The organism is Bowdeniella nasicola (genome assembly GCF_900107735.1).
GTDB lineage: Bacteria > Actinomycetota > Actinomycetes > Actinomycetales > Actinomycetaceae > Bowdeniella > Bowdeniella massiliensis.
Map to the genome: position 1 here is coordinate 53,698 of NZ_FNQV01000007.1, position 25,642 is coordinate 79,339.

At 66.3% G+C, this 25,642-nt stretch carries 21 protein-coding genes and 1 tRNA gene; 6 read left to right on the top strand and 16 right to left on the bottom strand.

The features are described from left to right. Positions 1–163: 163 nt before the first annotated feature. The 4 genes from BLU67_RS12090 to BLU67_RS06590 all read right to left on the bottom strand — a co-directional run bounded on the left by BLU67_RS12090 (position 164) and on the right by BLU67_RS06590 (position 3,570). A complete protein-coding gene (locus BLU67_RS12090; RefSeq protein ID WP_143027359.1) occupies positions 164–649 on the bottom strand; it encodes a hypothetical protein in 486 nt (161 codons plus the stop codon). A gap of 59 nt (positions 650–708) precedes the next feature. Continuing rightward, positions 709–2,109, bottom strand: coding sequence for a Na+/H+ antiporter NhaA (gene nhaA, locus BLU67_RS06580; RefSeq protein ID WP_261977055.1), 1,401 nt, complete (start codon positions 2,107–2,109; stop codon positions 709–711). Positions 2,110–2,239: 130 nt separating this feature from the next. Then, complete coding sequence (locus tag BLU67_RS06585) at positions 2,240–2,647, bottom strand: FKBP-type peptidyl-prolyl cis-trans isomerase (protein ID WP_092563958.1); 408 nt, start codon at positions 2,645–2,647, stop codon at positions 2,240–2,242. An 8-nt stretch (positions 2,648–2,655) separates the two neighbouring features. Then, positions 2,656–3,570 (bottom strand): Bax inhibitor-1/YccA family protein, encoded by a 915-nt coding sequence (locus tag BLU67_RS06590; protein ID WP_092563961.1) that lies wholly within the window; start codon positions 3,568–3,570, stop codon positions 2,656–2,658. Positions 3,571–3,819: 249 nt separating this feature from the next. On the opposite strand from BLU67_RS06590, the gene BLU67_RS06595 reads away from it, so the two are divergent. From BLU67_RS06595 to BLU67_RS06610, 4 genes are read left to right on the top strand one after another with little or no spacing between them, the layout of a single operon-like run. After that, on the top strand, positions 3,820–4,713 hold the full coding sequence (locus tag BLU67_RS06595; protein ID WP_092563964.1) for an ATP-binding cassette domain-containing protein: 894 nt from the start codon (positions 3,820–3,822) through the stop codon (positions 4,711–4,713). Continuing rightward, on the top strand, positions 4,710–5,522 hold the full coding sequence (locus BLU67_RS06600) for a hypothetical protein (protein ID WP_092563967.1): 813 nt from the start codon (positions 4,710–4,712) through the stop codon (positions 5,520–5,522). Before BLU67_RS06595 ends, BLU67_RS06600 begins: the two co-directional genes overlap by 4 nt. Before the next feature lie 36 nt (positions 5,523–5,558). Further along, complete coding sequence (locus BLU67_RS06605) at positions 5,559–6,950, top strand: sensor histidine kinase (RefSeq protein ID WP_092563970.1); 1,392 nt, start codon at positions 5,559–5,561, stop codon at positions 6,948–6,950. Positions 6,951–6,985: 35 nt separating this feature from the next. Beyond that, positions 6,986–7,687: a response regulator gene (locus BLU67_RS06610; RefSeq protein ID WP_261977056.1), complete on the top strand. Its 702-nt coding sequence runs from the start codon at positions 6,986–6,988 to the stop codon at positions 7,685–7,687. A 24-nt stretch (positions 7,688–7,711) separates the two neighbouring features. Here the strand turns inward: BLU67_RS06610 and BLU67_RS06615 are convergent. Next, a tRNA-Leu gene (locus BLU67_RS06615) sits at positions 7,712–7,785 on the bottom strand. 207 nt (positions 7,786–7,992) lie between these two features. Between BLU67_RS06615 and nhaA (BLU67_RS06620) the strand changes: the two genes are divergently transcribed. After that, positions 7,993–9,423: a Na+/H+ antiporter NhaA gene (gene nhaA / locus BLU67_RS06620; protein ID WP_092563973.1), complete on the top strand. Its 1,431-nt coding sequence runs from the start codon at positions 7,993–7,995 to the stop codon at positions 9,421–9,423. 436 nt (positions 9,424–9,859) lie between these two features. Further along, positions 9,860–11,677 carry an HNH endonuclease signature motif containing protein gene (locus BLU67_RS06625; RefSeq protein ID WP_092563976.1) on the top strand — a complete coding sequence of 606 codons (1,818 nt, stop codon included), beginning with the start codon at positions 9,860–9,862 and terminating at the stop codon, positions 11,675–11,677. Between the two features lie 410 nt (positions 11,678–12,087). On the opposite strand, the gene BLU67_RS06630 is transcribed toward BLU67_RS06625, so the two are convergent. The 11 genes from BLU67_RS06630 to BLU67_RS06680 all read right to left on the bottom strand — a co-directional run bounded on the left by BLU67_RS06630 (position 12,088) and on the right by BLU67_RS06680 (position 25,609). Continuing rightward, entirely contained in the window at positions 12,088–13,068 is a 981-nt protein-coding gene (locus BLU67_RS06630; RefSeq protein ID WP_092563979.1) for a Ppx/GppA phosphatase family protein, read from the bottom strand. Then, entirely contained in the window at positions 13,065–13,577 is a 513-nt protein-coding gene (locus tag BLU67_RS06635) for a DUF501 domain-containing protein (RefSeq protein WP_092563982.1), read from the bottom strand. Before BLU67_RS06635 ends, BLU67_RS06630 begins: the two co-directional genes overlap by 4 nt. Next, the gene (locus BLU67_RS06640; protein ID WP_176780721.1) at positions 13,564–14,202 is read right to left on the bottom strand and encodes an FtsB family cell division protein; all 639 of its coding nucleotides are present in this window, start codon (positions 14,200–14,202) and stop codon (positions 13,564–13,566) included. The genes BLU67_RS06635 and BLU67_RS06640 overlap by 14 nt, the downstream gene beginning before the upstream one ends. A gap of 218 nt (positions 14,203–14,420) precedes the next feature. Continuing rightward, positions 14,421–15,701, bottom strand: coding sequence for a phosphopyruvate hydratase (eno, locus tag BLU67_RS06645; RefSeq protein ID WP_092563988.1), 1,281 nt, complete (start codon positions 15,699–15,701; stop codon positions 14,421–14,423). A 75-nt stretch (positions 15,702–15,776) separates the two neighbouring features. Then, positions 15,777–16,277: a hypothetical protein gene (locus BLU67_RS06650; RefSeq protein WP_143027360.1), complete on the bottom strand. Its 501-nt coding sequence runs from the start codon at positions 16,275–16,277 to the stop codon at positions 15,777–15,779. Positions 16,278–16,459: 182 nt separating this feature from the next. Next, complete coding sequence (mfd, locus tag BLU67_RS06655) at positions 16,460–19,975, bottom strand: transcription-repair coupling factor (protein WP_092563993.1); 3,516 nt, start codon at positions 19,973–19,975, stop codon at positions 16,460–16,462. Positions 19,976–19,984: 9 nt separating this feature from the next. After that, positions 19,985–21,892, bottom strand: coding sequence for an ABC transporter ATP-binding protein (locus BLU67_RS06660; protein WP_222842409.1), 1,908 nt, complete (start codon positions 21,890–21,892; stop codon positions 19,985–19,987). Positions 21,893–21,912: 20 nt separating this feature from the next. Further along, positions 21,913–22,545, bottom strand: a complete 633-nt coding sequence (gene pth / locus BLU67_RS06665) for an aminoacyl-tRNA hydrolase (protein WP_092563999.1) — start codon at positions 22,543–22,545, stop codon at positions 21,913–21,915. 87 nt (positions 22,546–22,632) lie between these two features. Further along, complete coding sequence (locus BLU67_RS06670) at positions 22,633–23,286, bottom strand: 50S ribosomal protein L25/general stress protein Ctc (protein ID WP_092564002.1); 654 nt, start codon at positions 23,284–23,286, stop codon at positions 22,633–22,635. Positions 23,287–23,500: 214 nt separating this feature from the next. Continuing rightward, positions 23,501–24,481 carry a ribose-phosphate diphosphokinase gene (locus BLU67_RS06675; RefSeq protein WP_092564005.1) on the bottom strand — a complete coding sequence of 327 codons (981 nt, stop codon included), beginning with the start codon at positions 24,479–24,481 and terminating at the stop codon, positions 23,501–23,503. 12 nt (positions 24,482–24,493) lie between these two features. After that, entirely contained in the window at positions 24,494–25,609 is a 1,116-nt protein-coding gene (locus tag BLU67_RS06680) for a bifunctional UDP-N-acetylglucosamine diphosphorylase/glucosamine-1-phosphate N-acetyltransferase GlmU (protein WP_261977057.1), read from the bottom strand. Between the last annotated feature and the right edge of the window lie 33 nt (positions 25,610–25,642).

Genomic DNA, 25,642 nt, shown 5'->3' on the forward strand with positions numbered 1-25,642 from the left:
CTGTGCCAGTATCGCGGCCCGATCGGAGTATGCTCGTCCAGCTCCACCATGAAATACCCAGCTGGATGAGTGAACAGCGGCCGACGCCGAGGCGCACCACTATCCTCCTCGCACACTGGCCACGACGTAGCGATAATCTCTACCATTGCACTAGCCCTCCAAGCTACCGGACCTCAGGCCTCATCTTGCCTGTGAAAATTCTGCCATCAGGGTAGAGCGACGCGACGACTTTTCCTTGATTGTGGGGCTTCTTCAGTTTCCAGTACTTCTCTGCATGGCCGCCACGATCTCGTTCGATCCACCAACCTTGGCCCTTAGGCTCACGCCATCCGTTTTTGATCTTCACGGTGAACACCTTGAGGTTGACCTTTCCACCCACCATCAACCGAGCGGGTATCTTGCTCGTCCCGCATTGGAGCTCAGCCTCTGGCCGACTACTTGATGATGTCTCCGCAAGAGGAGCGACAGACATCGGTGCACAGTGGATTGGACCAGCCGGATCAATTTCCTTGGCGTGAACCGCAGCCGGAACGAACGCAAGTAGCGCCCCCACTATCGCAGCAAAAAACCTCTTCGTGAGTCCCCCTGTCTTACAGCCAGCCACACCGTATGACCCGCTTCGCACCAGTATGAGGGTCAACTCAAGCAATTGGCAATAGAATTTGTAACCCCAGTCACTTCCGAGCCCGCGTGCGAACTGATGATCGGCTAGCTAAATCGGGGGGCACGGCGCTTGCGGGTGCGGATCGCGGCCGCCTTCCGGCGCACCCGGCCCGTATGGCGTCCGAATCGTCCCGTCGTATGCGGCTTGCCACGGCCCGAATCACCGCCGCGGCTCAGCTGCTTGCGACGGCGCGTCAGGAAGAACGCACCAAGCATGCCCGCCAGGAGCGAGGCAACCATGACGCCGAACTTCGCGGCATCGACGGCCGGGTCGCCGGGGAAGGAGAGCTCGGAAATAAGCAGGGAGACGGTAAAGCCGATACCTGCCAGGAAGCTGACTCCGAGCAGATCTGCAACATTGACACCGCCGCCGGGCTTCAGCGGTGTGAAGCGAGCGAAGAAGACGACGCCGCCATAGATGCCGATGAACTTGCCGAGCACGAGGCCGGCGATAACGCCGATGGCGGCGGGGTTCGTCAGCATCTGACCGATCCCTCCGGTGACGGTCACGCCCGCGGCGAAAAAGGCGAAGACGGGCAGCGCGAAACCGGCAGAGATCGGGTGGATGGCGTGCACGAAGCGGTGCGTCATGGAGTCGTCCTCATTCCCGCGCATCTTGGCCGGCACCACCATGCCCAGCAGGACGCCCGCGACGGTGGCGTGCACTCCGGAGCGGAACATGAAAACCCAGGCAATAAGTGCGAGCGGGATGAGAATCCACCACGAAGTCACCCGCCGCTGGACAAGGACCGCGAAGGCCGCGATCACGAGGAAGGACAGCCCCAGCGCCACGAAGTCCACGCGGTCGGTGTAAAACACGGCGATGACGGTAATCGCGAGCAGGTCGTCGACAACGGCGAGCGTCAGCAGGAAGACGCGCACCCCGGGCGGCAGCCCCTTGCCGAAGATCCCCAGCAGCGCGACCGCAAAGGCGATATCGGTCGCGGCCGGGATCGCCCAGCCATTCCCAAGGCCCGAGTTCGTCATCTGCTGCACGAAGGAATACAGCAGCGCCGGCACCACCATGCCGAGCACGGCGCAGATCATCGGCAGTGCCGCGCGCTTCGCATCACGCAACTGCCCGGTGACAAACTCGGTCTTGAGCTCGAGCCCAACGATGAAGAAGAAGATCGCGAGTAACCCATCGGCCGCCCAGTGCGCGACCGACATTTTCAAACCGAGCGACTCCGGACCCAAATACGTCCCGGCCATCTGGTGATAGCTGTCGCGAAATGGGCTATTTGCCAACAAAATCGCGAGCACCGCCGCGGCGAGCAGCAACATGCCGGAGCGGGTTTCGTTTTCTAAAAACTCGCGGATGCGCGCGCCCGCGTGCCGGTGCGGCGGACGCAAGCGCTGCGGTGGCGGGGCCGTCTGAACGGTGGCGATGTTTGCCGAAACATCGATATCGGGCGACGGGCTCGCAGACGTATCGGGATGAGACACGGTACTCCTGGGTCGGACATGGGTGATGTGTGCCGACCAGACTTCCCGGCGCTCCAGGAAATTACCCTAACAAAATCCGGCTGGCGCCGCCCTGAGCGGTGCCAGCCGGATTCAGCTGAGCGGTGTGAGATTATTCCGCGTCGAGGATATCCACGACGAAGACCAGCGTCTCATTCGGGCCGATGCCCGCCTGCGGCACGCCGGCCGGGCCGTAGGCCAGGTGGCCGGGGATCGAGAGCAGGACGCGGTCGCCGATCTTGCGGCCGACGAGGCCCTCATCCCATCCGGCGATGACCATGCCGACGCCGATCGGGAAGTCGATCGGTGCGCCGCGATCGTAGGAGTTGTCGAAGACTCCACCATCCCAGGACTGGCCGAGGTAGTTCACGGTGATCGTCTGGCCCGCGGCGACGGTCTCGCCGTTACCTTCTTCCAAGACGAGAACTTCCAGCTCGCGGGGAGCAGGGCCGCCGGGGAAGGTGATCTCGGGCTTATCGCCGAACTGGCCGGAGGCCGTGGGCAGGTTCGTGTCAGTCATATCGCTCCTTAGTTATTGCGCAGGATTGCGAGCAGGCGCAGGAATTCGAGGTAGAGCCACACGAGCGTGACCGCGATACCGAAGGCTGCGGCCCACGAGTACTTCTGCGGCACGCCGCGCTGAACGCCGCGCTTGATTGCGTCGAAGTCGACGATCAGGGAGTAGGCGGCCAGCACAACCGCGAGGACGCCGACGATGATGCCGAGCGGAATTCCCATGATCGTGGCGCCGCGCAGGCCCCACGGATCGGTCGTGACGCCGGTGAACATCAAGACAAGGTTCACGAGGCTGAAGGCGAGGTAGCCGAGCATCGCAAACATCAAGATCCGCACCGACTTTGCGGTCACGCGCACCATGCCGGAGGCGTACAGGCCAAGGCAGACGAGGAACGTCACCGACGTGGCAAGCACGGCCTGCAGGACGATGCCGCCCCACTGCGACTCGAACATGGCGGAAATGCCACCAAGGAACAGCCCCTCGGCGACCGCGTAGCCCATGATGAGCAGCGGTGAGGGTTCCTTCTTAAAGGCGTTGACGAGACCGAGAACGAGGCCAACCACGAGGCCGAGCATCGTCAGGCCCATGTTCGGGCCGAGCACAAGCCAGTGGATCGCGGCGGTCAGCACGATCGTGCCGATCACGACGCCGGTCTTCATGATGGCGTCATCCAGCGTCATGCGCCCGGTGTCCATCGGGCCGGCGGCCGGCTGATCGTAGGAGCGCTGCAGTTCCTCTGTGCTCATCGGCTGTTGGGCATAATCCTGGCCGCGGTACTCGCCGTAGGCCGGCTGCTGCTGGCCGGGCGCGGTGGGCTGTGACGAGCCCGGGGTGTAGCCCGGCATCGTCGGGTAGCCGCCCGGGGTGCGGTCAAGCTTGGATTTTTCGGCGAACACTGGATTCGACGAAAAGTATGGGTTGGACATCTTAATCCTCCTAGTCGGGGGCGCCGGGTGCGGCGTCTACCGGCTCTGTCCCTAGTCTACGGGCGCGAACAATCTGGAGCTAGCAAGCTTTTTCGCTAAGCGAACATCTGGGGGAAATCTCCTCCTTGCGTAGGACACGCGGCGCCCGCTCCTCCCCACTACTACCCTGAGGTGCTTTCCGAGCTTTCGCCATCTCGACGGATCCGGTCCGCGAGGACGATTCCTAGGCTGGACTTAGGAGGAAAGACCATGATTGAAATCCGCAATCTCACCAAGATCTACGGCAATGTCCGCGCGGTCAACGACATCTCGGCGATAATCCCGCCGGGAAAAGTCACGGGCTTTGTCGGCCCTAACGGCGCCGGCAAATCCACGACGATGCGCATCGCGCTGGGCCTGGACCGCCCCACCTCGGGCACCGCCACCATTAACGGCCAGAAGTTCGCGGACTCGCCCGCGCCGATCTCGACCGCAGGCGCACTGCTCGATGCCCGCGGCATCCATCCCGGACGCAAGGCCCGCGCCCACCTACGCGCGATCGCCGATACCCACGGCGTCTCGGGGGCCCGCGTGGAACAGGTCCTCGACATCGTCGGTCTGCGCTCGGTCGCCGACCGCCGCGTGGGCACGTTCTCCCTCGGCATGGGCCAGCGCCTCGGTATTGCGGCCGCAATGCTCGGCGACCCGGGAGTCTATCTACTCGATGAGCCCGTCAACGGCCTCGACCCGGCCGGCGTGCGCTGGATCCGTCACCTCACCCGGTCCTGGGCCGCCGAGGGCCGCACCGTCCTCGTCTCATCCCATCTCATGAGCGAACTTGCGCAAATCGCCGACGACGTCCTCGTCATCGGCCGCGGCAGCATCCTCGCCCACGCGCCCACCGCCGACGTCATGGCGGGCCGCGAACAAGTCCGCACCCGCGTCGTCGCCTCCGATATGGACGCGCTCCTTGCCGCTTTGAAGCACCCGTCCGTCAACGACGGCGTCATCGAAGGTCTTGACGCGCGCACCATCGGTGATGCCGCTGCCCGCGCCGGCATCGCACTGTACGAACTCACACCGCTGCACTCCTCACTGGAAGACGCCTTCTTCTCGCTGACCGACGATTCCGTGCAGTTCTCAACCCCGGAGGTATCCAAGTGAGCACCGCGAACGCCATCTCCACGATCGAAACCGCCGCCAACTTCTCTGTCGCACCACGCGTGAGCTTCCCACGCGTCGTGCGTAGTGAATGGCGAAAGTTCTTATCGCTTCGCTCGCTCGTCATCACGACCGGCATCTCGCTACTGATCGGGCTCGGCCTGCCGGCCCTCATCACGTTCACGATGCCGAGCGAAAGTGATCCGTCGGTCACCTCCCACGTGGCACTCCAGGCCTCCCTGCAGCTGCAGGCCCTCATCCTGCTCGCAATCGGCGTTCTGGTCATGTCAACCGAATTCACGAAGAACGCCGCCATCACGACGTTCGTCACCGTCCCGCGTCGCCTCATGGTGTTTGCCGCAAAAGCTCTTGTCGTCGTGGGCGTCGTGCTCGCCAATTGGGCTGCCACGGTCGTAGCCGCACTCGGTTTCGGGCTGCTTCGCTCCGGCAATTCCGCGGTCACCGACGACGTCGCTGCAGTCAGCGGTTGGGCGATCGTCTACTTGCTGTTCTTTGCGCTGCTGGGCTTCGCCCTCGCGGCGATCCTGCGGTCGTCGGCGGGGGCGATCACTTCGGGCGTCGGCCTGATCTACGTGTTGCCCCTCCCGATCATGATGCTCTCGAGCCGTTTCGAGTGGCTGGGCCCGGTCACGGAATACATGCCCCTGATGCTGACCAACCACCTGCTGACGCCCGCAGTTTTCGCGACCTCGCCGGTGAGCCGCCTCACCGCCGCGCTGCTCCTTGCGCTGTATGTCGCGATCGTCGCTCTCATCGGTGCCATCTTCGTCAAGCAGCGCGACATCAACTAGCCGACCGGCGCGGCTAAGCGCCCTAGGCTAACCAGTATGAGACTGCGTCCAATCCCCCACCCCCGAGCCATCACCGGTTCGGGGGTGGACGACGTCCTGGCACTCGGTGATGGCGCTCCCCGCCGCGGTTCGCTGCGGCAGTTTCTGCGTTCTCACCCGTGGCTGACGGACATTTCCATCGCGCTGCTCTACGTCGCGGCAACCTTCAGCTCCGACACCCTACGCCTTGGCGGTCTCGCGCTTGCCATCACCGTCATCTACGTCGTCATCATGGCGGTTGCGGTGGCATTGCGACGCTGCCAGCCGCTCGGTTTCCTCGCCGCCGCGGTGCTCGTCCCGATCCTCTACCAACTCGCACTCACAGCGGCGCCTGGTGCGGGCACGACGACGGCCGCTCGTACAGTCTTGCACCTGCAAGTCAGTGGCCAAACCCTGTCCCAGCCGTACACGCCCTACATCGATCTGGCGGCGCTATGCCTGGCCGTCTTTACTGTCGGCTCCGAATGCGCGCTGCGGATTTCTCTACCCGCGACGGCCACGACGCTGCTCGCGACGACGGGCGTCGCCTATATCTGGGGTACGCGGGAAGTCTTCGGCCTGCTCGTCCTCGTCGTCTGGTTGCTGCTGCTCATCGCCTACCTCATCGGCTCCAATATTCGTTCCTCCCGGCTGCGCATGGCGGAACTCGAAAACCGCGCCCGCCAGCTCACGCTCGAACATGAACAGCGCGAGCAGCTTGCCGTCTCCCAGGAGCGAAACCGGATCGCGCGCGAGATGCACGATGTCGTCTCCCACTCGCTGTCAGTGATGGTGACCCTTGCTGAAGGCGCAGCCGTCGCCCTCGAACGCAATCCCGACATGGCGAAAACGGCCGTCACCCAGCTCGCTCAGGTCGGGCGCGACTCCCTCCAAGACGCCCGTCGCCTCGTCGGCGTGTTGCGCCAGGATGCCGCGAGCGCTCCGCCCCTGCCGGGGCAGCCGGCCGCCGATGCCGAAGACGATGTCCCCCGCGAACCCCAACCCGGTGAGCACGACGTCCGCCGCCTCGTCGCCTCCTACAAGCGCGCGGGGATGCCCGTCACACTCGAGGAATCGGGCCCGGAGCTCCCTCCGGACCCGGGCCTGCACTTGGCCATTTACCGCATCGTGCAAGAATCCCTCACCAACGTCCTGCGCTATGCCCGCACCTCCAAGCGGATCTCCGTCACGCTCTCGCGTTCCGGGCGCGATATCGTCATCACCATCGAGAACGACGCCGGCGATGGCCGCCAGGTCATGCCGGGCTCGGGCAAGGGCGTGATCGGCATGCGCGAGCGTGCCGCCGTCTACGACGGCACCGTCCACGCCGGCCCGACGACCAAGGGCTGGCAGGTGCGCGCCACCCTGCGGGTGCCAGGCCAACCCCACACCTGGTCCTCTCCCATTTAGACTGACCAGTACCACCCCATGCAAAAGGAGCACGCGTGACCGCCGAGGAATTCGACGCCGAGAACGATTCCGTCATCCGCGTCCTCATCGTTGACGATCAAGCCCTGCTACGCATGGGCTTTGCGATGGTCCTCGACGGCGCCGACGGCATCGAGGTCATTGGCGAGGCCGCCGACGGGCGCGCCGCCATCTCCCAGGCCAAGGCCCTCTACCCCGACGTCGTCCTCATGGACGTGCGCATGCCCGAGGTCGACGGCATCGAAGCCACCAAGCAGATCGTCGCGGCGCTCCCCCACACCCGAGTCCTCGTCCTGACGACCTTCGACCTCGACGAATACGCCTTCGCCGGACTGCGCGCCGGGGCCTCCGGCTTCCTGCTAAAAGACACCCCGCCGGCCGACCTCATCACCGCGATCCGCAATGTCGCCTCCGGCGAAGCCGTGCTCTCCCCGCGCATCACCTCGCGCATGCTCGAGCTGTTCGGCGAGAAACTCCCGACCGAAGAAGCCGCAGATTCCGCACACTCCGCCGCGATCAACTCCCTGACCGTCCGCGAACGCGAAGTTCTCGAACTCATCGCGACGGGTGCCTCCAACGCGGAAATTGCCTCCGAACTCTTCGTCTCGGAGACCACCGTCAAAACCCACGTCGGTAACCTACTGGCCAAACTGGGCCTACGCGACCGCGTGCAGGCCGTCGTCTTCGCCTATGAAAACGGGATCGTCACGCCCCACTGAGCACGGGCTGCACACCAACTCGAGTGCCCCCGGTGGGACTCGAACCCACACTGGACTGATTTTAAGTCAGCTGCCTCTGCCGATTGGGCTACGGGGGCGGCGAGATAAGCGTAGCGCTCGCGGACCTAATCGTCACAATGGCCTGCCCCGACGGCGAACCCCCATTACGTCTTCCTTACTGGCGCGGCGGACTCGTCCGTCGCTAATCGTCACACGCGCCACGATTCGGAAAATGCGGCCGGGCGGGCCCCCGAGCGATACCCTGGCTTCAATCGCATCATTGTCGCCCTCGAAGGTTCAACGCCATGCCAGATCCGGTCCGCCCGCCGCATCCGAAGGGTCACCGTCGCGCCCTCGGCCTGTCCCAGGTGGGTGCCTCGCCCGACGCTAACCCGGTACGTATCCCGTTCCGGGGCGAGGGAATCGTGCGCTCCTCGCGCGCGAACTCGCCGGGCGCGCATGGCTTCCAACGCCCCCGCAACCTCGACCGCAGGCGCCGGCGGCTGCGCCGCTACCAAAGCGAGTTGCGGATCGGGCCGAAGGGCGTGCGCGGGTTCCTGGAGTCGATCCCCTCGCGGCTGCACCACGAGCCCACCGCGGGCATGGTGCTGCTCTTCGGCGCGGTCCTCGCGCTCCTGTGGGCGAACTCGCCGTGGCGCGCGACCTACCACGCCATCTCCGAGTACACGATCGGCCCCGCCTCGCTGCACTTGAACCTGCCGATTGCGCACTGGGCGTCCGACGGGCTGCTCGCGATCTTCTTCTTCGTCGTCGGCCTCGAGCTCAAGACGGAATTCGTCACCGGTGCGCTGCGCGATCTGCGCCAGGCGATGGTCCCCGTGCTCGCCGCCGTCTTCGGCATGGTGGGACCGGCCGTCGTCTACGTCGCAATTCAACTCGCCACTGACTCGGACGGCCTGCATGGCTGGGCGATCCCCGTCGCGACGGACATCGCCTTTGCCGTCGCGCTCCTTGGCATCTTCGGGCGCGGCCTCCCGCCCGCGGTACGCACCTTCCTGCTGACGCTTGCCGTCGTCGACGACTTACTCGGCATCATCATCATCGCGACGTTCTACACCGAGTCACTGAACTTCCTTGCGCTGCTCGGTGCCTTCGCCGTCATCGCCGTTTTCGCGGTTCTCGTCAACCGGCGTATCACCTCGCCGCTGCTGCTCATCCCGTTGGCACTCCTCGCGTGGGCGCTCATGCACATCTCGGGCGTGCACTCCACGATCGCCGGCGTATTGCTTGGCCTCATGGTTCCCGCGACGATTAAGCGTGGCGAGCACGAGGCGCTCACCAACCGCTGGGCCGAGCGTTTCCATCCCTACAGCGCGGGATTGGTGCTGCCCGTCTTCGCGTTCTTCGCGGCGGGCGTCACCCTGATCGAGGGCTCGGGCACCCTCACAGATATCTTCCTTGATCCCGTCGCCCTCGGCGTCATCCTCGCGCTGCCCTTCGGCAAGCTCATCGGCATCTGGGGTGGCACCGCACTGCTGGTGAAGAACACACCGCTGCGCCTGGGCGGCGGAGTCGACCTGCCGGACCTCGTGGGTGTCGCCTTGCTCGGCGGTATCGGCTTTACCGTCTCGCTGCTCATCGCGGGGCTCTCCTTCGGCGAATCGCCGCACACCGATCACGCGAAGATCGGAGTCATTGTCGGCTCGCTCCTCGCAGCGATCCTGGGCGCGCTCGCGCTCAAGCGCCGCGTGCGAACCGCCGTCCGTCGCGGCTAACCCCCTGCCCGCGACTAATCTGCCTGCTCGCGGAATAAGACACGCCTGCCGCGCACTGCCGCGCAGCCCAATACCGCTAAGGCGGATAGCTCAACGAATCGCAATTCAGCGAGTTTTCACCCTTGGTTCGTCTATAGCGCCGTGCTTGCCCATCTCCCGCTTCCACCCGTACAGGTGTACCCCCTACCACCTCACTGCTCTGACGGCAGCGCTGTCCCCGCTCACACGCCCGCACCGGGTCGCAAGTCCTCATCCTGACCTCGTCCTCCTGGCCGTCGTCCTCCACACCCCTCCCCTGCGCGTCTGCGCATCTCCGTTCTGGTGGGTCTTCGATTGTCGGGTGTTGACGTGTTGGTTTGATCGTGGTCAGTCGCTTGCAGCACCCCGCAGCAGGCAGAGATCATCCACTCACTGATTGGCCGGAGGGAGGCGCATTATGGAACTGAAGTCGTTGTTCGAGGCGGCTGGTTTTGATGTGCCTGCCACCCACCCGGCCGCAGGTACTGCGCCTGTCGTGTCGGAAGACCTACTCAATCTCGGGATCGGGATCCTCGCGGCAGCCGTCGAGAATGGTGTTGATCTGCCGGAGGCGCTGCATAAGTTGATCGCGGCCCGCAACATCGAACGAGCATTTAATGCGGTATCGACACTCCGGACGCAGATTATTGCGTCGGCTGATCAGGCGGGTGCTGCCGAGATCGATGGCCTGTCCATGGCAGATGTCATCGCTGAAGAACGCCGCATCCCGAAGAACGCTGCCACCAGCGAGATCCGTACCGCCCGTAGCCAGGCTGAGTTCCCGAACGTGTTGAAAGCCGCCGCAGCATCCCGCATCTCCCAAGACAACCTCAACACCGCGGTCAAAACGCTGGAGAAGATGCGGCCCCACTACAGCGAGACCGAGTTCCCGCACGTGGAAGCAGCATTGTTGGAAGAGGCGGAGACTCCGGTACCGGGTGAGTTCCGTAAGAAATGCCGCACCACCCTCGAAATGTTGGATGAAGCGCTACGTAAGGCCAACAATGCCGCGACCGCGAAACGTAGGAAGCAGTCCTTCGATGAGCGGGGGCTCGCGATCACGCTGATTCAGGATGGGGAGTTTGGGGCGAACCTGTTCGCTCATATCCCCGCGGAGTATTTGCGGATCTTGATGCCGGCGTTGGAGAAGAAGGCTGAGACCATTGCCCGAGCCCAACGCCACAGCAAAGCTCGGAAGGCTGCTGATAGGAAGACGCGGTTGTTGGATGCGTTGTTCACTACCATGACCGGGCACTACCCACCCGAGGCAGACGACCTCACCCACCTCACCGGAAACGACCCCGACAACGGCCAGGACCCGACAGATCAAGATCCTTCCGAAGATCTCTTCGACGACGAAGACCCGCCTGATGGTGAGGATCCGTATGACGGCCCCGGCCCGTCCGGCAACGATAGTGGCGGTAGCCGTCCCGGGCCGAATCACTCCGGTGGTAACGACGGCAACGGCGCTGAAATCGAAGGCCCCGAAGCAGACACCTTCGAAGACGATACCGAGTCCCTGACCGACCGCATCATGGCCGACGATGACTTCACCTGTGGTGACACCTCACGTCCCAGCGCTGCTACTACGCCGGTAGCCACCGGAACCGGTGCGGAAACCGCTGGGTTGACTCCGGCGCCACCTGCCCCACCGATCGTTGAGGGCCTCACGGTGGCGTTCCCGGAGCGTTCCCGCCACATGTGGGACACGCGCGACGCAGACCGGGGACGAGAAACCCGCCTCGCTAGCAAGAAACTCCGCAAACTCTTGGCACTTCGGGATGGTGGATGTGTCTTCCCGATGTGTACCGACCCACCCGAGGGATGCGTGGCCCACCACATCATTTCCTGGGAAAGCGGCGGACCCACAAACCTCACCAACCTCGCTTTAGTGTGCTCACGACATCATCCCCGAGTCGAGAAACCACCCGGCGCCCCCAACAGCTGGACCATCATCATCGACCAAACCGGAATCCCCGCCGCCAGACCACCCCGCAGGATTGACCCCGACCAACAGCCCATCTACCACCCGCGACTCACGCCGCCGATATGCGATATCCCGCGCCCCAAAGACAACATCGGAAGCAAAGCACCACCCGGCCCAGACGATCACCAACTGTCTACCACCGCGGCGGCCGATTCGGTCATGGCACCCGCGGGAACGCAGCCGCGCGGCTTCACCCTGGCCAACGACTGGCGCTTCGACGAGACCCTCAACGGACCACCACCCATCTAACGTCGAAAACACCAACGCCCCTACCGGCAAAAACTGCAGGTAGGGGCGTTCAGCTGTCTGAGGGCAAAGACCTGCGCTCCCTGAACGCCTGGTGGCCGGGTCATCGTAAGTGGGTCGCGGCAGGGCACATCGGACTAGAACATGACTTTGCTGGAAACGCTCCTCGGGACAGACGAGCCAGAAGGCTCAGCGCTCCCCAAGCCAGTCATAGCGCAGGCGAATCGCCACACCTAAAAAAACGTCACGACGAGGGGAACGAAAAGCCACCACACACCGAATGTCTTGACCACGAAAGGGATCGAGGCTACGAGTAAGCAGCCGATGAGCGCAATTCCTAGGATCAGGACAACTTTCCTACGCACGAAACGTTTCTCATCATCCATGACATCCCCCTTTTGCTCTGGATACGCCTACGCTACAGCTCCTGCGGCGGACAGCGCGATGCCGTCGAGAATGTCGTGCTCGGAGGTGACGGCGCCAGCGATGGGGTGGCCCGCCTCGCGCGTGCGCGCGTGCACGCGCGCGACGATCCGGTCCCACACGAGCGCGCCGGCGCCGATGACATCGATGCGGCCCGGGTGCATGAAACCGTAGCCAGCGCGCTGCTCGCGCGAATCGTGCAGCAGCTGAGCGCACGAGGCGTGGATCTGCTCGACGCTGAGGTTCATGCCGTCGATCGCAGCCGAATCGTAGGCGGGAAGGCCGAGCGCGTGCGCGGTGATCGTCGTGACGGAGCCGGCAAGGCCAACCAGACGCCGGGAGGCAGCAAGATCAACGTGGCGTTCGGCTTCATCGAGCGCGGCGTCGATGTCTGCGCTTGCGGCGGCGATCTGCTCGGCCGTCGGCGGATCGGAGTGCAGGTGGCGCTCGGTCATCCGCACGCAGCCGACGTTCATCGAGAACTGGGCTCGCGGCACGCCGGCGCCGAGGACGAGCTCGGAGGATCCCCCACCGATATCGACGACGAGCGAATCGCCCTCACCGGGGCCGACGGATGACAGCGCGCCCGCAAAGCTCAGGGCTGCTTCTTCCTCGCCGGAGATGACTTCCGGGGCGACCCCGAGACGCTCCTTGATGCCCGCAACGAACACATCCCGGTTGGTCGCATCGCGCGTCGCGGAGGTGGCGACGAAGCGGATCGTTTCGACGCCGTGGCGCTCGCACAGCTCGGCATAGTCGGCCGCGGCGGCAAAGGTCCGCTCCAGTGCCTCCGGCGCGAGCATCCCGGTGCGATCCACGCCCTGGCCCAGGCGTACGACGCGCATGAGCCGCTCGACATCGCTCAACGCTGCCGAGCCAGGGGCAGCGGCACGATCGGGCGCCGAGGGGACGTCGGCAATGAGGAGGCGAATCGAGTTCGTGCCGCAGTCAATCGCGGCAACGCGACTCACGCGTCCTCGCCTTCGTCCTCGCAGGAGCACACGTCTGGATCCCATAGCCCTTCTGCCCGCAGCATCTCGAGTGCGCGATCACCAAATGGGTTGACGCCCTCGCCCGCAGCCAACGCATGACCGGCAAGGGCGTGCAGGCACTTGACACGTGTTGGCATCCCCCCGGCGGAAATGCCCTCGATCTCTTCGACCTCGCCGAGCTCAGCGCGCGCCGCCAGGTAGGACTCGTGAGCGCGCTGGTAGGCGGCCGCGAGCTCCGAGTTGGCATGCAGTTCCTCGTTCATCTCGTGCATGACGCCGCGCGCCTCCAGCGTCGAAATCCCCTTCACGATCGCGGGATGCGTGAGGTAGAAGGTCGTCGGAAATGGCGTGCCATCATCGAGCCTCGGTGCCGTCACCACGACGAGCGGCCGTCCGCACGTGCAGCGTGTCGCAATATCGACCGCGCCGCGCGGCACCCGCCCCAGCTGGTGGGCAAGGGTTTTGCGATCGGCGTCAGTTACCGGCATCGGGTGCCTCCTTCAGGCCCGCGGCAATCTCCACGGAATCAGCAATGGTCAGGTACCAGGGTTGGCGGATCTCGCGCTCGGGCACGCCGCGTCGCGGGTCATCCGGCGGCTTCTCGCCGGTCACGGTGTGGGGATCGACGACGACGTAGGGCGTCTCGCCCGGCAGCACCCACCCGAGGCGGTCACGCGCCTGGCTAGCGACGAAGTCCGGGTTCTGCCAGCGAGCCTTCTCACGCTCGTATTTCGCGATGTCCGCTTGTAGTTCCGCGACCTCGGCCTGCAGCGCGCGGGCCTGTTCGCGCTGCTGCAGATAGTGCTGCAGCGGCGAGGCGACGATAGCCAGTGAAAACGCGAGCGTCACGAGCAACATGATGGCGCGCCACGAGATCGAATACGTCCCGCGCTTGGTGGTGAATTTCAGGCCGGTTGCTTTGTCTCGACGACGACGCATCGCGCCACGATTGGCGCGTGCGGCAAGCTTCGGTGATCCCGGCTTAGGTGCCGACCCGCGAGGCTTGATGCCCGATGCGTTGGGCTTTGCCCCCGAGCCGCCCGGCTTCGCCGAGCTCGCGCCAGCACTGGGGCGGCGCACGCGGCGTGGGGAGGAGGGTCTGCGGGATTTCACGCCTCCCATTGTGCGCCTAAAGTCGCTCGCCCGGCACGACTACGCGCCGAATGTGAGCGAAGTCCGCCGCAGCGTCGCGCACACACGCACCACACTCTCCCGCACACACTTGCGCGCACCCGGGCCCGCGCGCACATACCTAGGTGCACCCGCGCACGCGCGAGGACATAGCTGCGCCCCCGCCGGACGAAACCGAATCCCGCGGGGGCGGTAGCTGGTTAGCGCTTGGCGCGCGGGAAGGCGGAGTGCCCGGCGTAGACCGCCGCGTCCTCCAGCTCCTCCTCGATGCGCAGCAGCTGGTTGTACTTCGCGACGCGCTCGGAGCGAGCCGGCGCGCCGGTCTTGATCTGACCGGAGTTCGTCGCCACGGCGAGATCCGCGATCGTCGTATCCTCGGTCTCACCGGAGCGGTGCGAGGTCATCGTCTTGAAGCCCGCGCGGTGCGCGAGATCGATCGCGTCCAGCGTCTCGGAAAGCGAGCCAATCTGGTTGACCTTGACCAGCAGCGCGTTCGCGGTGTGGGTGTCGATGCCCTTCTTCAGCCGCTCGGGGTTCGTGACGAACAGGTCGTCGCCAACAATCTGCAGGCGATCGCCCAGGCGCTCAGTCATGAGCTTCCAGGCATCCCACTCGTCTTCGCTCAGCGGATCCTCAATCGAGACCAGCGGATACTTCTCGAGCAGACCCTCGTAGTAGTTGATCATGTACTCGGTGTCGCGGGCCTCGCCCTCGAACTGGTAGGCGCCATCGCTGAAGAACTCGGTGGCGGCGACGTCGAGCGCGAGCGCAATCTCCTCGCCCGGGCGGTAGCCGGCCTTCTCGATGGCTTCCATGATGAGGTCGAGCGCCGCAGCGTTCGACTCGAGCGACGGCGCGAAGCCGCCCTCGTCGCCGAGCCCGGTGGACAGGCCCCGCTCCTTGATGACGGACTTCAGCGTGTGGTAGACCTCGGTACCCCAGCGCAGGGCTTCCTTGAAGGTCGAGGCGCCGACGGGAGCGATCATGAACTCCTGGATGTCGACGTTGGTGTCGGCGTGCGAGCCGCCGTTCAGGATGTTCATCATCGGCACCGGCAGCACGTGCGCGTTCGGTCCGCCGAGGTAGCGGAACAGCGGCAGACCGGCCGAATCGGCGGCGGCCTTCGCGACGGCGAGCGAGACGCCGAGGATCGCGTTGGCGCCGAGCTTACCCTTATTCGTCGTGCCGTCCAGGTCGATGAGTACCTCGTCGATGACGCGCTGCTCGGAGGCATCCAGCGTCAGGATCTCGGGAGCGATGACGTCGATGACGGCCTCGATGGCGCCCTGGACGCCCTTGCCGTCGTAGCGGGACTTGTCGCCGTCGCGACGTTCAACCGCTTCAAATGCACCTGTCGAGGCGCCGGAGGGAACGGCGGCGCGGGCGACCGTGCCGTCTTCCAAGTAGACCTCAACCTCGACGGTCGGGTTGCCCCGGGAGTCGAGGATCTCGCGTGCACCTACAGCTTCGATGCTAGCCACTATGGCTCCTTACGTGTTCGTGGGAACGTACGCTCTAAGCCTAGGGCCAAAACGGGCAAAAGGGCAGGACGAATGTCACTGCTGGGAGGTGAACCAAGCGGGCTTGGGCAGCGGCTGCCCGGCGGCCGTATCAATGCCGTAGCGCGGGTTAACCTCGGCGCTCGTGAGGATCTCGTTGACGCGCTCGCCAATCTCGGCCGCCTTCGGGGAGGCGGTGATTTGCTGGTTCAGCAGCGAAGCCGCGGCCACCTTCAGGGTCTCATCGCTCAGGCCCGACGCATCCATTCCGAGCTCGGCGAGCTTGGCGCGCACGTCATCGCTCGACATCGCCATACCGTTTTCCCCCGCGGCCTGCGTGATCGCGCCCGCAAGGACCAGGTTTGCCAGCGCGCTCGACTGCGATGCCCCCTGGCCCGTCACTCGCGGCAGTTCCGCGGCCACCGTGGAAACCGTCGTCTCCGAAATCCGCTCATTGCCGACGCGAGCGGCCTGGCCTGCCTGACAGCCGGCGAGGGCGGAGACTCCAAGGGCGAGAGCAGCGACGGCCGCGAGCGGGCGGCGGGAATGAGTAAGCACGAAAACCTCCGAGTTGCACATACAGTCCGGCTCTATCCTACGCGCCAATCGCTTGCCTGATCTCATCGCGCGGTTGTGACACAATCGAAGTGACGCCACTCGTTGCAGGGAGAGCCGATGCCGCCATCGTGCTGTGGAAGCACTGTCGGCGCCGCTAGCAAGCCGAGTCGGGGGCCGCTACCTCAACCGCGAATGATCGAGGTTAGCAGCGCGAACAGATCGCGCACCCACGCCAGTAGGTCATCGTCGGACATGGAACGCTCCCCCAGGCCCTTGGGCTTGGGGATCGGGATGAGGACCTGGCGCGTCGCGAGGCGAATATGCGTGCCGGGGTGCAACCGCTTCAGGCGCACCTGCTGGCTGTCCTTGAGCTGCAACGGCCCGACGCGCAGCATCTGGCCCTGCACGATCGCCTCTTCCAGCCCGATCGCGCGCGCGGCTTCCCGCAGCTCCGCGACGGTAAAGAGGCGCTCGACGACGCGCGGGATCGGCCCGTAGCGGTCGGTCAGCTCGGCGGCGATCGCGTCGAGATCCTCGCGGGTGCGGGCGGCGGCAATCTTCGAATAGGCCTCCAGCCGCAGCCGCTCGTGACCGATATAGTCCTCGGGCACGTGCGCGTCGACGGGCAGTTCGAGCTTCATGTCCTTACTGCCGGAGTATTCGCCCTTGAAGGCGGCGACGGCCTCCGCGACCATGCGGACATACAAATCGAAGCCGACGCCCGCGATATGGCCGGACTGTTCGCCGCCGAGCAGGTTGCCCGCCCCGCGGATCTCCAGGTCCTTCATCGCGACCTGCATGCCGGCGCCCAGGTCAGTGTTGGCGGCGATGGTGCGCAGCCGCTCGTAGGCGGTTTCGGTCAGCGTCTTTTCGGGGTGGTAGAGGAAGTAGGCGTAGGCGCGGTCCCGGCCGCGGCCGACCCGCCCGCGCAGCTGGTGCAGCTGGGAGAGGCCAAAGGCGTCGGCGCGGTCGACGATGAGCGTGTTCGCGTTGGAGATATCAAGCCCGGTCTCCACGATCGTCGTGCACACGAGAACGTCGAACTCGCGGTTCCAAAAATCGACGATGACCTTTTCCAGCTGGGTCTCGTTCATCTTGCCGTGGCCGATACCGATGCGGGCCTCGGGCACGAGCTCCTTCAGCCGCGCCGCGACCTTGTCGATCGATTCGACCCGGTTATGGATGAAAAACACCTGGCCATCGCGCAGTAGCTCGCGCCGGATGGCCGCGGCGATCTGCTTTTCCTCATACCGCCCGACGTAGGTCAGGACGGGGTGGCGCTCCTCGGGCGGCGTCGCGAGCGTCGACATCTCGCGGATGCCGGTGACCGCCATTTCTAGGGTGCGTGGGATCGGGGTGGCGCTCATGGCGAGCACGTCGACGTTGGCACGCAACTGCTTGAGCGCTTCCTTGTGCTCGACGCCGAAGCGCTGCTCCTCGTCGACGATGACGAGGCCCAGGTCCTTGAAGTAGACCTCGCCGGTGATGAGGCGGTGGGTGCCGATGACGACGTCGATCGTGCCGGCCTTCAGCTCGTCCTTGATGCGCTTGGCCTCGGCGGCGCTTTGGAAGCGCGAGAGTGCGGCTACGCGCACCGGAAAACCGCCGTAGCGCTCGGAAAACGTCTCAAAATGCTGCTGGACGAGGAGCGTCGTCGGACATAGCACGGCCACCTGCTTGCCGTCTTGGACGGCCTTGAACGCGGCGCGCACCGCGATCTCCGTCTTGCCGTAGCCGACGTCGCCGCAGATGAGGCGGTCCATCGGCACGGCACGCTCCATATCGGCCTTGACGTCCTCGATCGTGGCGAGCTGGTCGGGCGTTTCCATGTAGGGGAAGGCCTCCTCCAGCTCGCGCTGCCAGGGCGTATCGGGCGAGAATGCGTGGCCCTTGGCGCTCGTGCGCACCGCGTACAGGCGGATGAGCTCTGCCGCGATCTCGCGGATCGCCTTGCGCGCCTTCGATTTCGTCTTCGCCCAGTCGCTGCCGCCCAGCCGGTTGACGCTGGGGGACTCCCCGCCGGTGTACTTCGTGACCTGGTCGAGCGAATCGGTGGGCACGAAGAGGCGGTCGGCTGGCCCGCCGCGGCGCGAGGGCGCGTATTCGATGACGACGTATTCGCGCATCCCCTTCTTCGCGCCCGCCCCCACCGAGCGCGTGATGAGTTCGACGAAGCGGCCGACGCCATGCGTATCGTGGACGACGTAGTCGCCGGGCTTGAGCGCAAGCGGATCGACGGTTTTGCGGCGCTTCGTCGGCATTTTTTGGCCCGCCGCGGCGGTATCGCGGCGTCTGCCGGTCAGGTCCGCGTGGGCGAGGTGGACGACGCGCGCGCCCGGCGCGAGATACCCCTCCGTAAGCGCACCGAGCGTCACGTGCACGGTGCCGGGATCGACCCCATCCGCAAGCTCCGGCGTGAATTGCGCGGCAATGCCCGCCTGCCCGAGCTGTTCGGCGACGCGCCGGCCTGGCCCGGGCCCGTCCGTCGTGATGACGACGCGGCGCCCCTCGTGCAGCCAGGTGCGAAGGTCGTTGGCGAGCTCATCGATGCGCCCGCGGTAGCGGTGGGCGGCCTCGGCGTCGATCACGTGCTCCTCGCTCGCGCCGGAGGCCAGCGCCGAGACCTCCCACCAACCGAGCGAGCGGTTGATCGCCGCCGTGCGCGTCTCATCGAGCGTCAAAAACGACGCCTTGCGGACCGCCAGCGGCGCTGTGCCGCCCGCGGCCGCGCTCGTCCACGCCGCGGAGAGGAACTCGTCGGTCGTCGCGAGCAAATCATCGACGCGCCGCGCGAGCCGCTCCGGATCGAGCGCAATCAGCAGGCTGTCCGGATCGAGGTTCGCCACGACGGAGTGCATATCGTCGACGAGGAGCCCAGCGAGCGATTCCATCCCTTCGACGGCGATGCCATCGGCGATCTTTTCCAGCATCTCGCGCGCGCCCGGGAAATCAGCGATGGCCTCGCGCGCCCGCGCGCGCACGCGCGAGGACAGCAGGATCTCGCGCGCCGGCGGGGCCCAGACAAACTCGCGGGCCTCAATCGAGCGCTGGTCGGCGACGGAAAACACCCGAATCTCGTCAACTTCGTCGCCGAAAAACTCGATGCGCAAGGGGTGGGATTCCGTCGGCGGGAAGACGTCAAGCAGGCCGCCGCGCACCGCGAACTCGCCGCGCCGCTCCACCATGTCCACGCGCGTGTAGGCGGCATCGGCGAGCTGGGTGGCGACCTCCTCTAAGTCCGCTTCCTGGCCGACGGCAAGGCGCACCGGCGCAAGCTCGGCGGCGCCCGCGACGACGGGCTGGATGAGCGCGCGCACGGGAATGATGACGACGCGCAGCGCCCCCGCGGCGGGGATCGCCGGATCGGGGTGGGCCAGGCGTCGCAGCACGGCCAGGCGCCGCGCGACGGTATCGGGGCGCGGCGAGAGGCGTTCGTGCGGCAGCGTCTCCCAGGCCGGTAGGACGGCGACGTCGTGCGGCTGCAGGTAGCCCGCGAGCGCCGCCTGCAGCTCATCGGCCTCCCGGCCCGTCGCCGTGACGATGGCCAGCGGGCGCACGCGCGCTAATTCGGCGAGTAGCGCGGGGCGGATGCCCGGGGTGGCGACGATCTCGGCGATCCCCCGCCCGGCGGCGCGCTCGATGGGCGCGGCGAAGGAGGAATCGGCAGAAAGTAGCGGCAGGAGGGCGCGAAGATTCACGCACCCAGCCTAGGTGGGCTCGCCGCCAAGTGCGAACTGCGTGCGGTACAGGTGCGCGTACAGCCCGCCGGCGGCCAGCAGCTCGCGATGCGTGCCGCGCTCGGCGACGCGCCCGTCGTCGATCACCGCGATTTCGTCGGCCGCGAGGACGGTGGACAGGCGGTGCGCGATGACGACGGAGGTGCGCCCACTCATCGCCTCATCGAGCGCGCGCTGGACGGCCGCTTCGGAGGCAGAATCCAGGTGCGCGGTGGCCTCATCGAGCACGACGACGCGGGGGCTGCGCAGCAGCAGGCGGGCGATCGCGACGCGCTGTTTTTCGCCGCCGGACAAGCGGTGGCCGCGGTCGCCGACGACGGTGTCCAGGCCCTTGGGCAGCGCGCGGATGACGTGCGCGACGTGCGCGGCGTCGAGTGCCTGCCACATGTCCTCATCGCTCGCGCGCGGCGCGGCGAACGCGAGGTTATCGCGCACCGACTCGTGAAACAGGTGCGCATCTTGGGTCACGACACCGAGCGCCGCGTGCAGGTCATCGGCGGCCAATTCGCGCACGTCGATGCCGCCGAGGCGCACCGCGCCGTGCTGCGGGTCATACAGCCTCGCTATGAGCGCGGTCAGCGTCGTCTTGCCGGCCCCCGAGGGCCCGACGAGGGCCAGCATTTTGCCCGGTTCGACGGTGAGGCTGACGTCGCGGATGACGGGCGTCGCCTCGCCCTCGTCGTCGCTGACGCGCGCCCCGGAATCGGCGGCGTCCGAGCTCGTTAGCGAGAGGAGCGAGACCTCGGAGGCGCGCGGGTAGGCAAACGTCACCGAATCCAGCTCGACGCCGATCGGGCCGGCGGGCAGCGCGCGCGGGGTGGCTGGCTCGGCAACCTGCGGCCGCAGGTCCAAAATCTCGAAGACGCGATCGAAGCTCACGAGCGCGCTCATGATCTCGACCTGGACGTTCGACAGCGAGGTCAGCGGCCCGTACAGCCGCGTGAGCAGTGCGGCGAAGGCGACGAGCGTACCGACCGAGACGGCGCCGGTGATCGCCATGATGCCGCCGACCCCGTAGACGAGGGCAGTCGCGAGCGATCCCATGGCGGCGAGCGTCGCGAAGAACACCCGCGCCGTCATCGCCTGCTTGATACCGATATCGCGCACTGCCGCGGCGCGGGCGCCGTATTCGGCAGCTTCCACGTCGGCCGAGCCGAAGAGCTTGACGAGCAGGGCGCCCGCCACGTTAAAGCGCTCGGTCATGCGATTGCCGAGGTCGGCGTTCAGCTCCATTCCGCGCCGGCGCAGCGTCGCGAGCCGCCGCCCCACGCTGCGCGCCGGCAGCAGCACGATCGGGACGAGGACGAGCGCGAGCAGCGTGATCTGCCAGCTCAGCGCGATCATCGTCGCTAGGACGACGACGAGCGTCACCGCGTTCGACACGGTGCCCGCGAGCGCGGAGGTGAAGGCCTGCTGGGCGCCCATGACGTCCGAGTTGAGCCGCGTCACGAGGTTGCCGGTGCGCGAGGCGGTGAAAAACGACATGGACTGGCGCTGCACGTGGGCGAAGACCTCGCGCCGCAGGTCGTAGATGAGCGATTCGCCGAGGCGCGCGGAAAACCACCGCGAGGCGATCGCAAGGCTCGCTTCGATGATCGCGACGCCCGCGACGGCCGAGGCCAGCAGCACGACGAGGCGCCGATCGGCGGCGGGCACGGCGTCGTCGATGATCGCGCGCAGCAACAGCGGGGTCGCGACAGCAGCCAGCGCATCGATCAGGAGCGTGGCGAGGAAGGCAGCGATGAGCCCACGGTAGGGCTGGGCGTAGGCGAGGATGCGCTTGGTCGTGCCCTTCGGCACGGACGCCCCGCGCACGGACTGGTCTTTTCGAAAACTCGACGCGTACCCGCCCGGGCCGCCCATTGAATGCATCGACATGCTCGCTCCGTTACCTCTCGCTAACCCGCGGTGTTCGCCTCGCCTTGCGCGCGCTCAAAGCCGCGCTGGGCAACGTCTTCGACGACGTCGGCGGCCTGCGTGATCGTCACGGCCCACTCGCCGCGGTCGGCCGCCGGGAAGTCCTGCAGCACGTAGGCGGCCGGATCCATCCGGCCGGGCGGGCGCCCCACCCCGATGCGTAGCCGGGCATAGTCGCGCATACCAAGGTGCTGCGTGATCGATTTCAGGCCGTTGTGCCCGCCCTCGCCGCCGCCGCGCTTGAGCCGCAGCGTGTGCTCCGGCAGGTCGAGCTCGTCGTGCACCACGAGCACCCGCTCGGGCGCAATCGAGAAGAAGTCGGCGAGCGCGCGCACCGCCTGCCCGGAGACGTTCATATAGGTATCCGTGATCGCGAGGATCGCCCGCGGCCCGGGCACCCCGCCCGGCCCGATGCCGAGCCGCACCTCAGCCACTTTCGCGCCCGAGCGGTGGCGCGCGAGCCGCCCGCCGCTGCGATGCAGCAGCTCGCCGATCACCATGTAGCCGGCGTTGTGCCGGTTGTAGACGTATTTTTGCCCCGGGTTGCCGAGCCCCACAATGAGCCACGGCCCCGCACGGCCCGCCGTCTCGCTGCCGCGCGTCGCATCCGCCATCTCGCCCTCACCTTTCTCGCCGCTCGAACCATACGCCAAGCGGCGCCCACGCATGAAGCGCAGACGCCGCCTGACACGTTCGCGGGATTAGCCCTCGGCGCCGTCCTCGGCGTCCTCGGAGCCTTCCTCGGCCGCGGCATCGCCCGCGTCCTCGCCCTCGGCGCCCTCGTCCTCAGCGGCGGGCGTCTCAAGGTCGGACTCGTCGATCCGCGGAATCTCCACGATGACGATCGGCTGATCAACCTCGTAGTCGGCCTCGACGTCATCGGGCAGCGTAAGATCCTCAAATCGCACAACAGTGCCGTCCTCGAGCCCCTCGACGGAGACCTCGATGACCTCGGGAATGTCGATCACGGGCGCGGTGACCGTCATCGAGACCATCTCCACGAGCGTGATGGTGCCGGGCGCGGACTCGCCGGTGATCGTGACGGGCACGTCAACCTGGACCTTCTGGTCGCGCGTCACCATGACGAGGTCGATGTGCTCGATGGTGCGCTTGACGGCGTTGCGCTGAATGTCCTTGACCAGCGCGAGGGACTTGCCGCCGTCGTAGGTGACGTTGATGAGGGCGTTGACGTTGTCCTTGATGATGAGGAACGTGTCGTGCCCCGGCAGCGTCAGGTGGATGGGGTCATCGCCCTTGGCGTAAAGGACGGCGGGAATCAGATCGTCGCGGCGGATGCGGCGGGCAGCGCCCTTACCGAAATCCGTGCGGAGCTGAGCGTTGAGCTGTTCAGGCATGAGCTCTCCTAATGGTCGGGCGTGAGCATCTCACGCGGTTGTGCGGTGCAGCGCACCCACCGGGGCGCGCCGGCCTCTGGGGCGACCATGTCCCAGCGGAGCGCTAACAACCTGGCCGCGTCGATAACGGAGTGCGCTGCAGGCCGGGGCCCGCGCGCCTCCCTCGCCGAGGCAACGGCATCTATGCTAGCCGATCACTCGCCCGCGCAACACCCTAGGCGTTGCCGTCAAACAGCGATGTGACGGACCCGTCGTCGAAGACCTCGCGGATCGCGCGCGCGAGCAGCGGCGCAATCGGCAGTACCGTCAGCTGCGGGAAGCGCTTTTCGGGCTCGATCGGCAGCGTGTCGGTCACGATGATCTCGCGCGCCCCGGATTCGGACAGCCGCTGGGCCGCCGGATCGGACAGCGCGCCATGCGTGGCCGCGACGATGACGTCCTTCGCGCCTTCGTTCAGCAGTACCCGCACGGCCTCGGCGATCGTGCCGCCGGTGTCGATGAGGTCGTCGACGAGCACGCACGTGCGCCCCTCAACATCGCCGACGACGCGGTTGGCGACGGCCTGGTTCGGGCGCGAGACGTCGCGCGTTTTGTGCACGAAGGCGAGCGGTCCCCCGCCGAGTTTGGCGGCCCACATTTCGGCGACGCGGATGCGCCCGGCGTCCGGGGAGACGACGGTGCAGTTGTTCGTATCGATGCGGGTGCGCACGTAGTCCGTCAGGATCGGCATCGCCCACAGGTGGTCGACGGGCCCGTTGAAGAAGCCCTGCGTCTGCGCGGCGTGCAGGTCCACGCTCATGATGCGATCGGCGCCCGCGGTTTCGAACAGGTCGGCCACCAGCCGCGCGGAGATCGGTTCGCGCCCGCGGTGCTTTTTGTCCTGGCGCGCATACGGGTAGCACGGCGCCACGACGGTGATGCGCTTGGCCGAGGCGCGCTTCAGCGCGTCGACCATGATGAGCTGCTCCATGAGCCAGGTGTTGATCGGAGCCGTGTGCGACTGCAGGACGAACGCGTCCGCGCCGCGCACCGACTCGGAAAACCGCACGTAAATCTCGCCGTTAGCAAAGTCGTAGACCGTCGAGGGCAGGACTTCGATACCTAGCTCTTGCGCCACCTCGGTCGCGAGCTGCGGATGCGCCCGCCCGGAGATAAGAACGAGGTGCTTCTCGCCCTGCGTGTGGATACCGGTCATGATCCTTGGCTCCTAACCTTCGCGCGTTGCGGCGTCGATGCTGGTGATATCGGAAAACGGATGGATGCGTTCGCCATCAAGGACGCGGGAGTCCGGCCCGAGGTGGACGAAGGGCCCGACGTGGGCGCCCGTACCTACCATGGCAAGATTTGCGTGCGTGCGAATGATTTTCGCCTCCGCACCGACCTCGCAGTTGGCGATCGTCGTGTCCGGGCCGATCTGCACGCCGTCGCCGATTGTCGTCGCGCCCAGCACCTGGCAGCCCGGGTGGATGGTGACGTCGGTGCCGAAGGAGACGTCGACGTCGATCCACGTGGAGCCCGGGTCGATGATCGTCACGCCCGCGCGCATCCACTTGGTCATCGTGCGCCGGTTGAGTTCGGCGCCGAGCTGCGCCAGCTGGGAGCGGTCATTCGCGCCCTCGGCCGTCGCGGGATCGGAAAGCACATGCGCCCCGACGCGCTTGCCGCGCGCCACCGCGATCGCGATGACGTCCGTCAAATACACCTCGCCCTGGGCGTTATCCTGGCCGACGTCGGAAAGGGCGTCGGCCAGCAGCTGGGAGTCAAAAACGTAGGTCGCCGTGTTGACCTCGTCGATCGCACGCTCGGCCTCGCTCGCGTCCTTTTCCTCGACGATGGCGCGCACCGAACCAGCCTCCGTGCGCACGATCCGGCCGTAGCCGCGCGGATTTCGCACCCGGGCGGATAGCACCGTGATGTCGTTGCCGCTGGTCGCATGCGCCTCGGCCAGCCCGGCCAGTTCCTCGCCATCGAGCAGCGGCGTATCGCCCGCCGTCACGAGCACCGGCCCGCTCAGCTCACCGAGCGCCTCAAGCGCGCACTGCACCGCGCGTCCCGTGCCGGGAATATCGTCCTGATCGGCGATGACGAGCTCCGGATCCACGGCCAGCGCATGGTCGACGACAGCATCGCGCTGATGCCTCACGACGACGCAGACCCGCTGCGGATGGAGCGAGCGCGCGGCGCTGATGGCGTGCCCGAGCAGGCTCCTGCCCGCCACCGTATGCAGCACCTTCGGCGTGACAGATTTCATGCGGGTACCGGCCCCCGCGGCTAGGACGATGACGGCAGATAACGTCGTTGGGGTGGCCTCGTTCGCGCTCACGAGCTCTCGTGCTCCTTAGGGGTGCGACTGGCG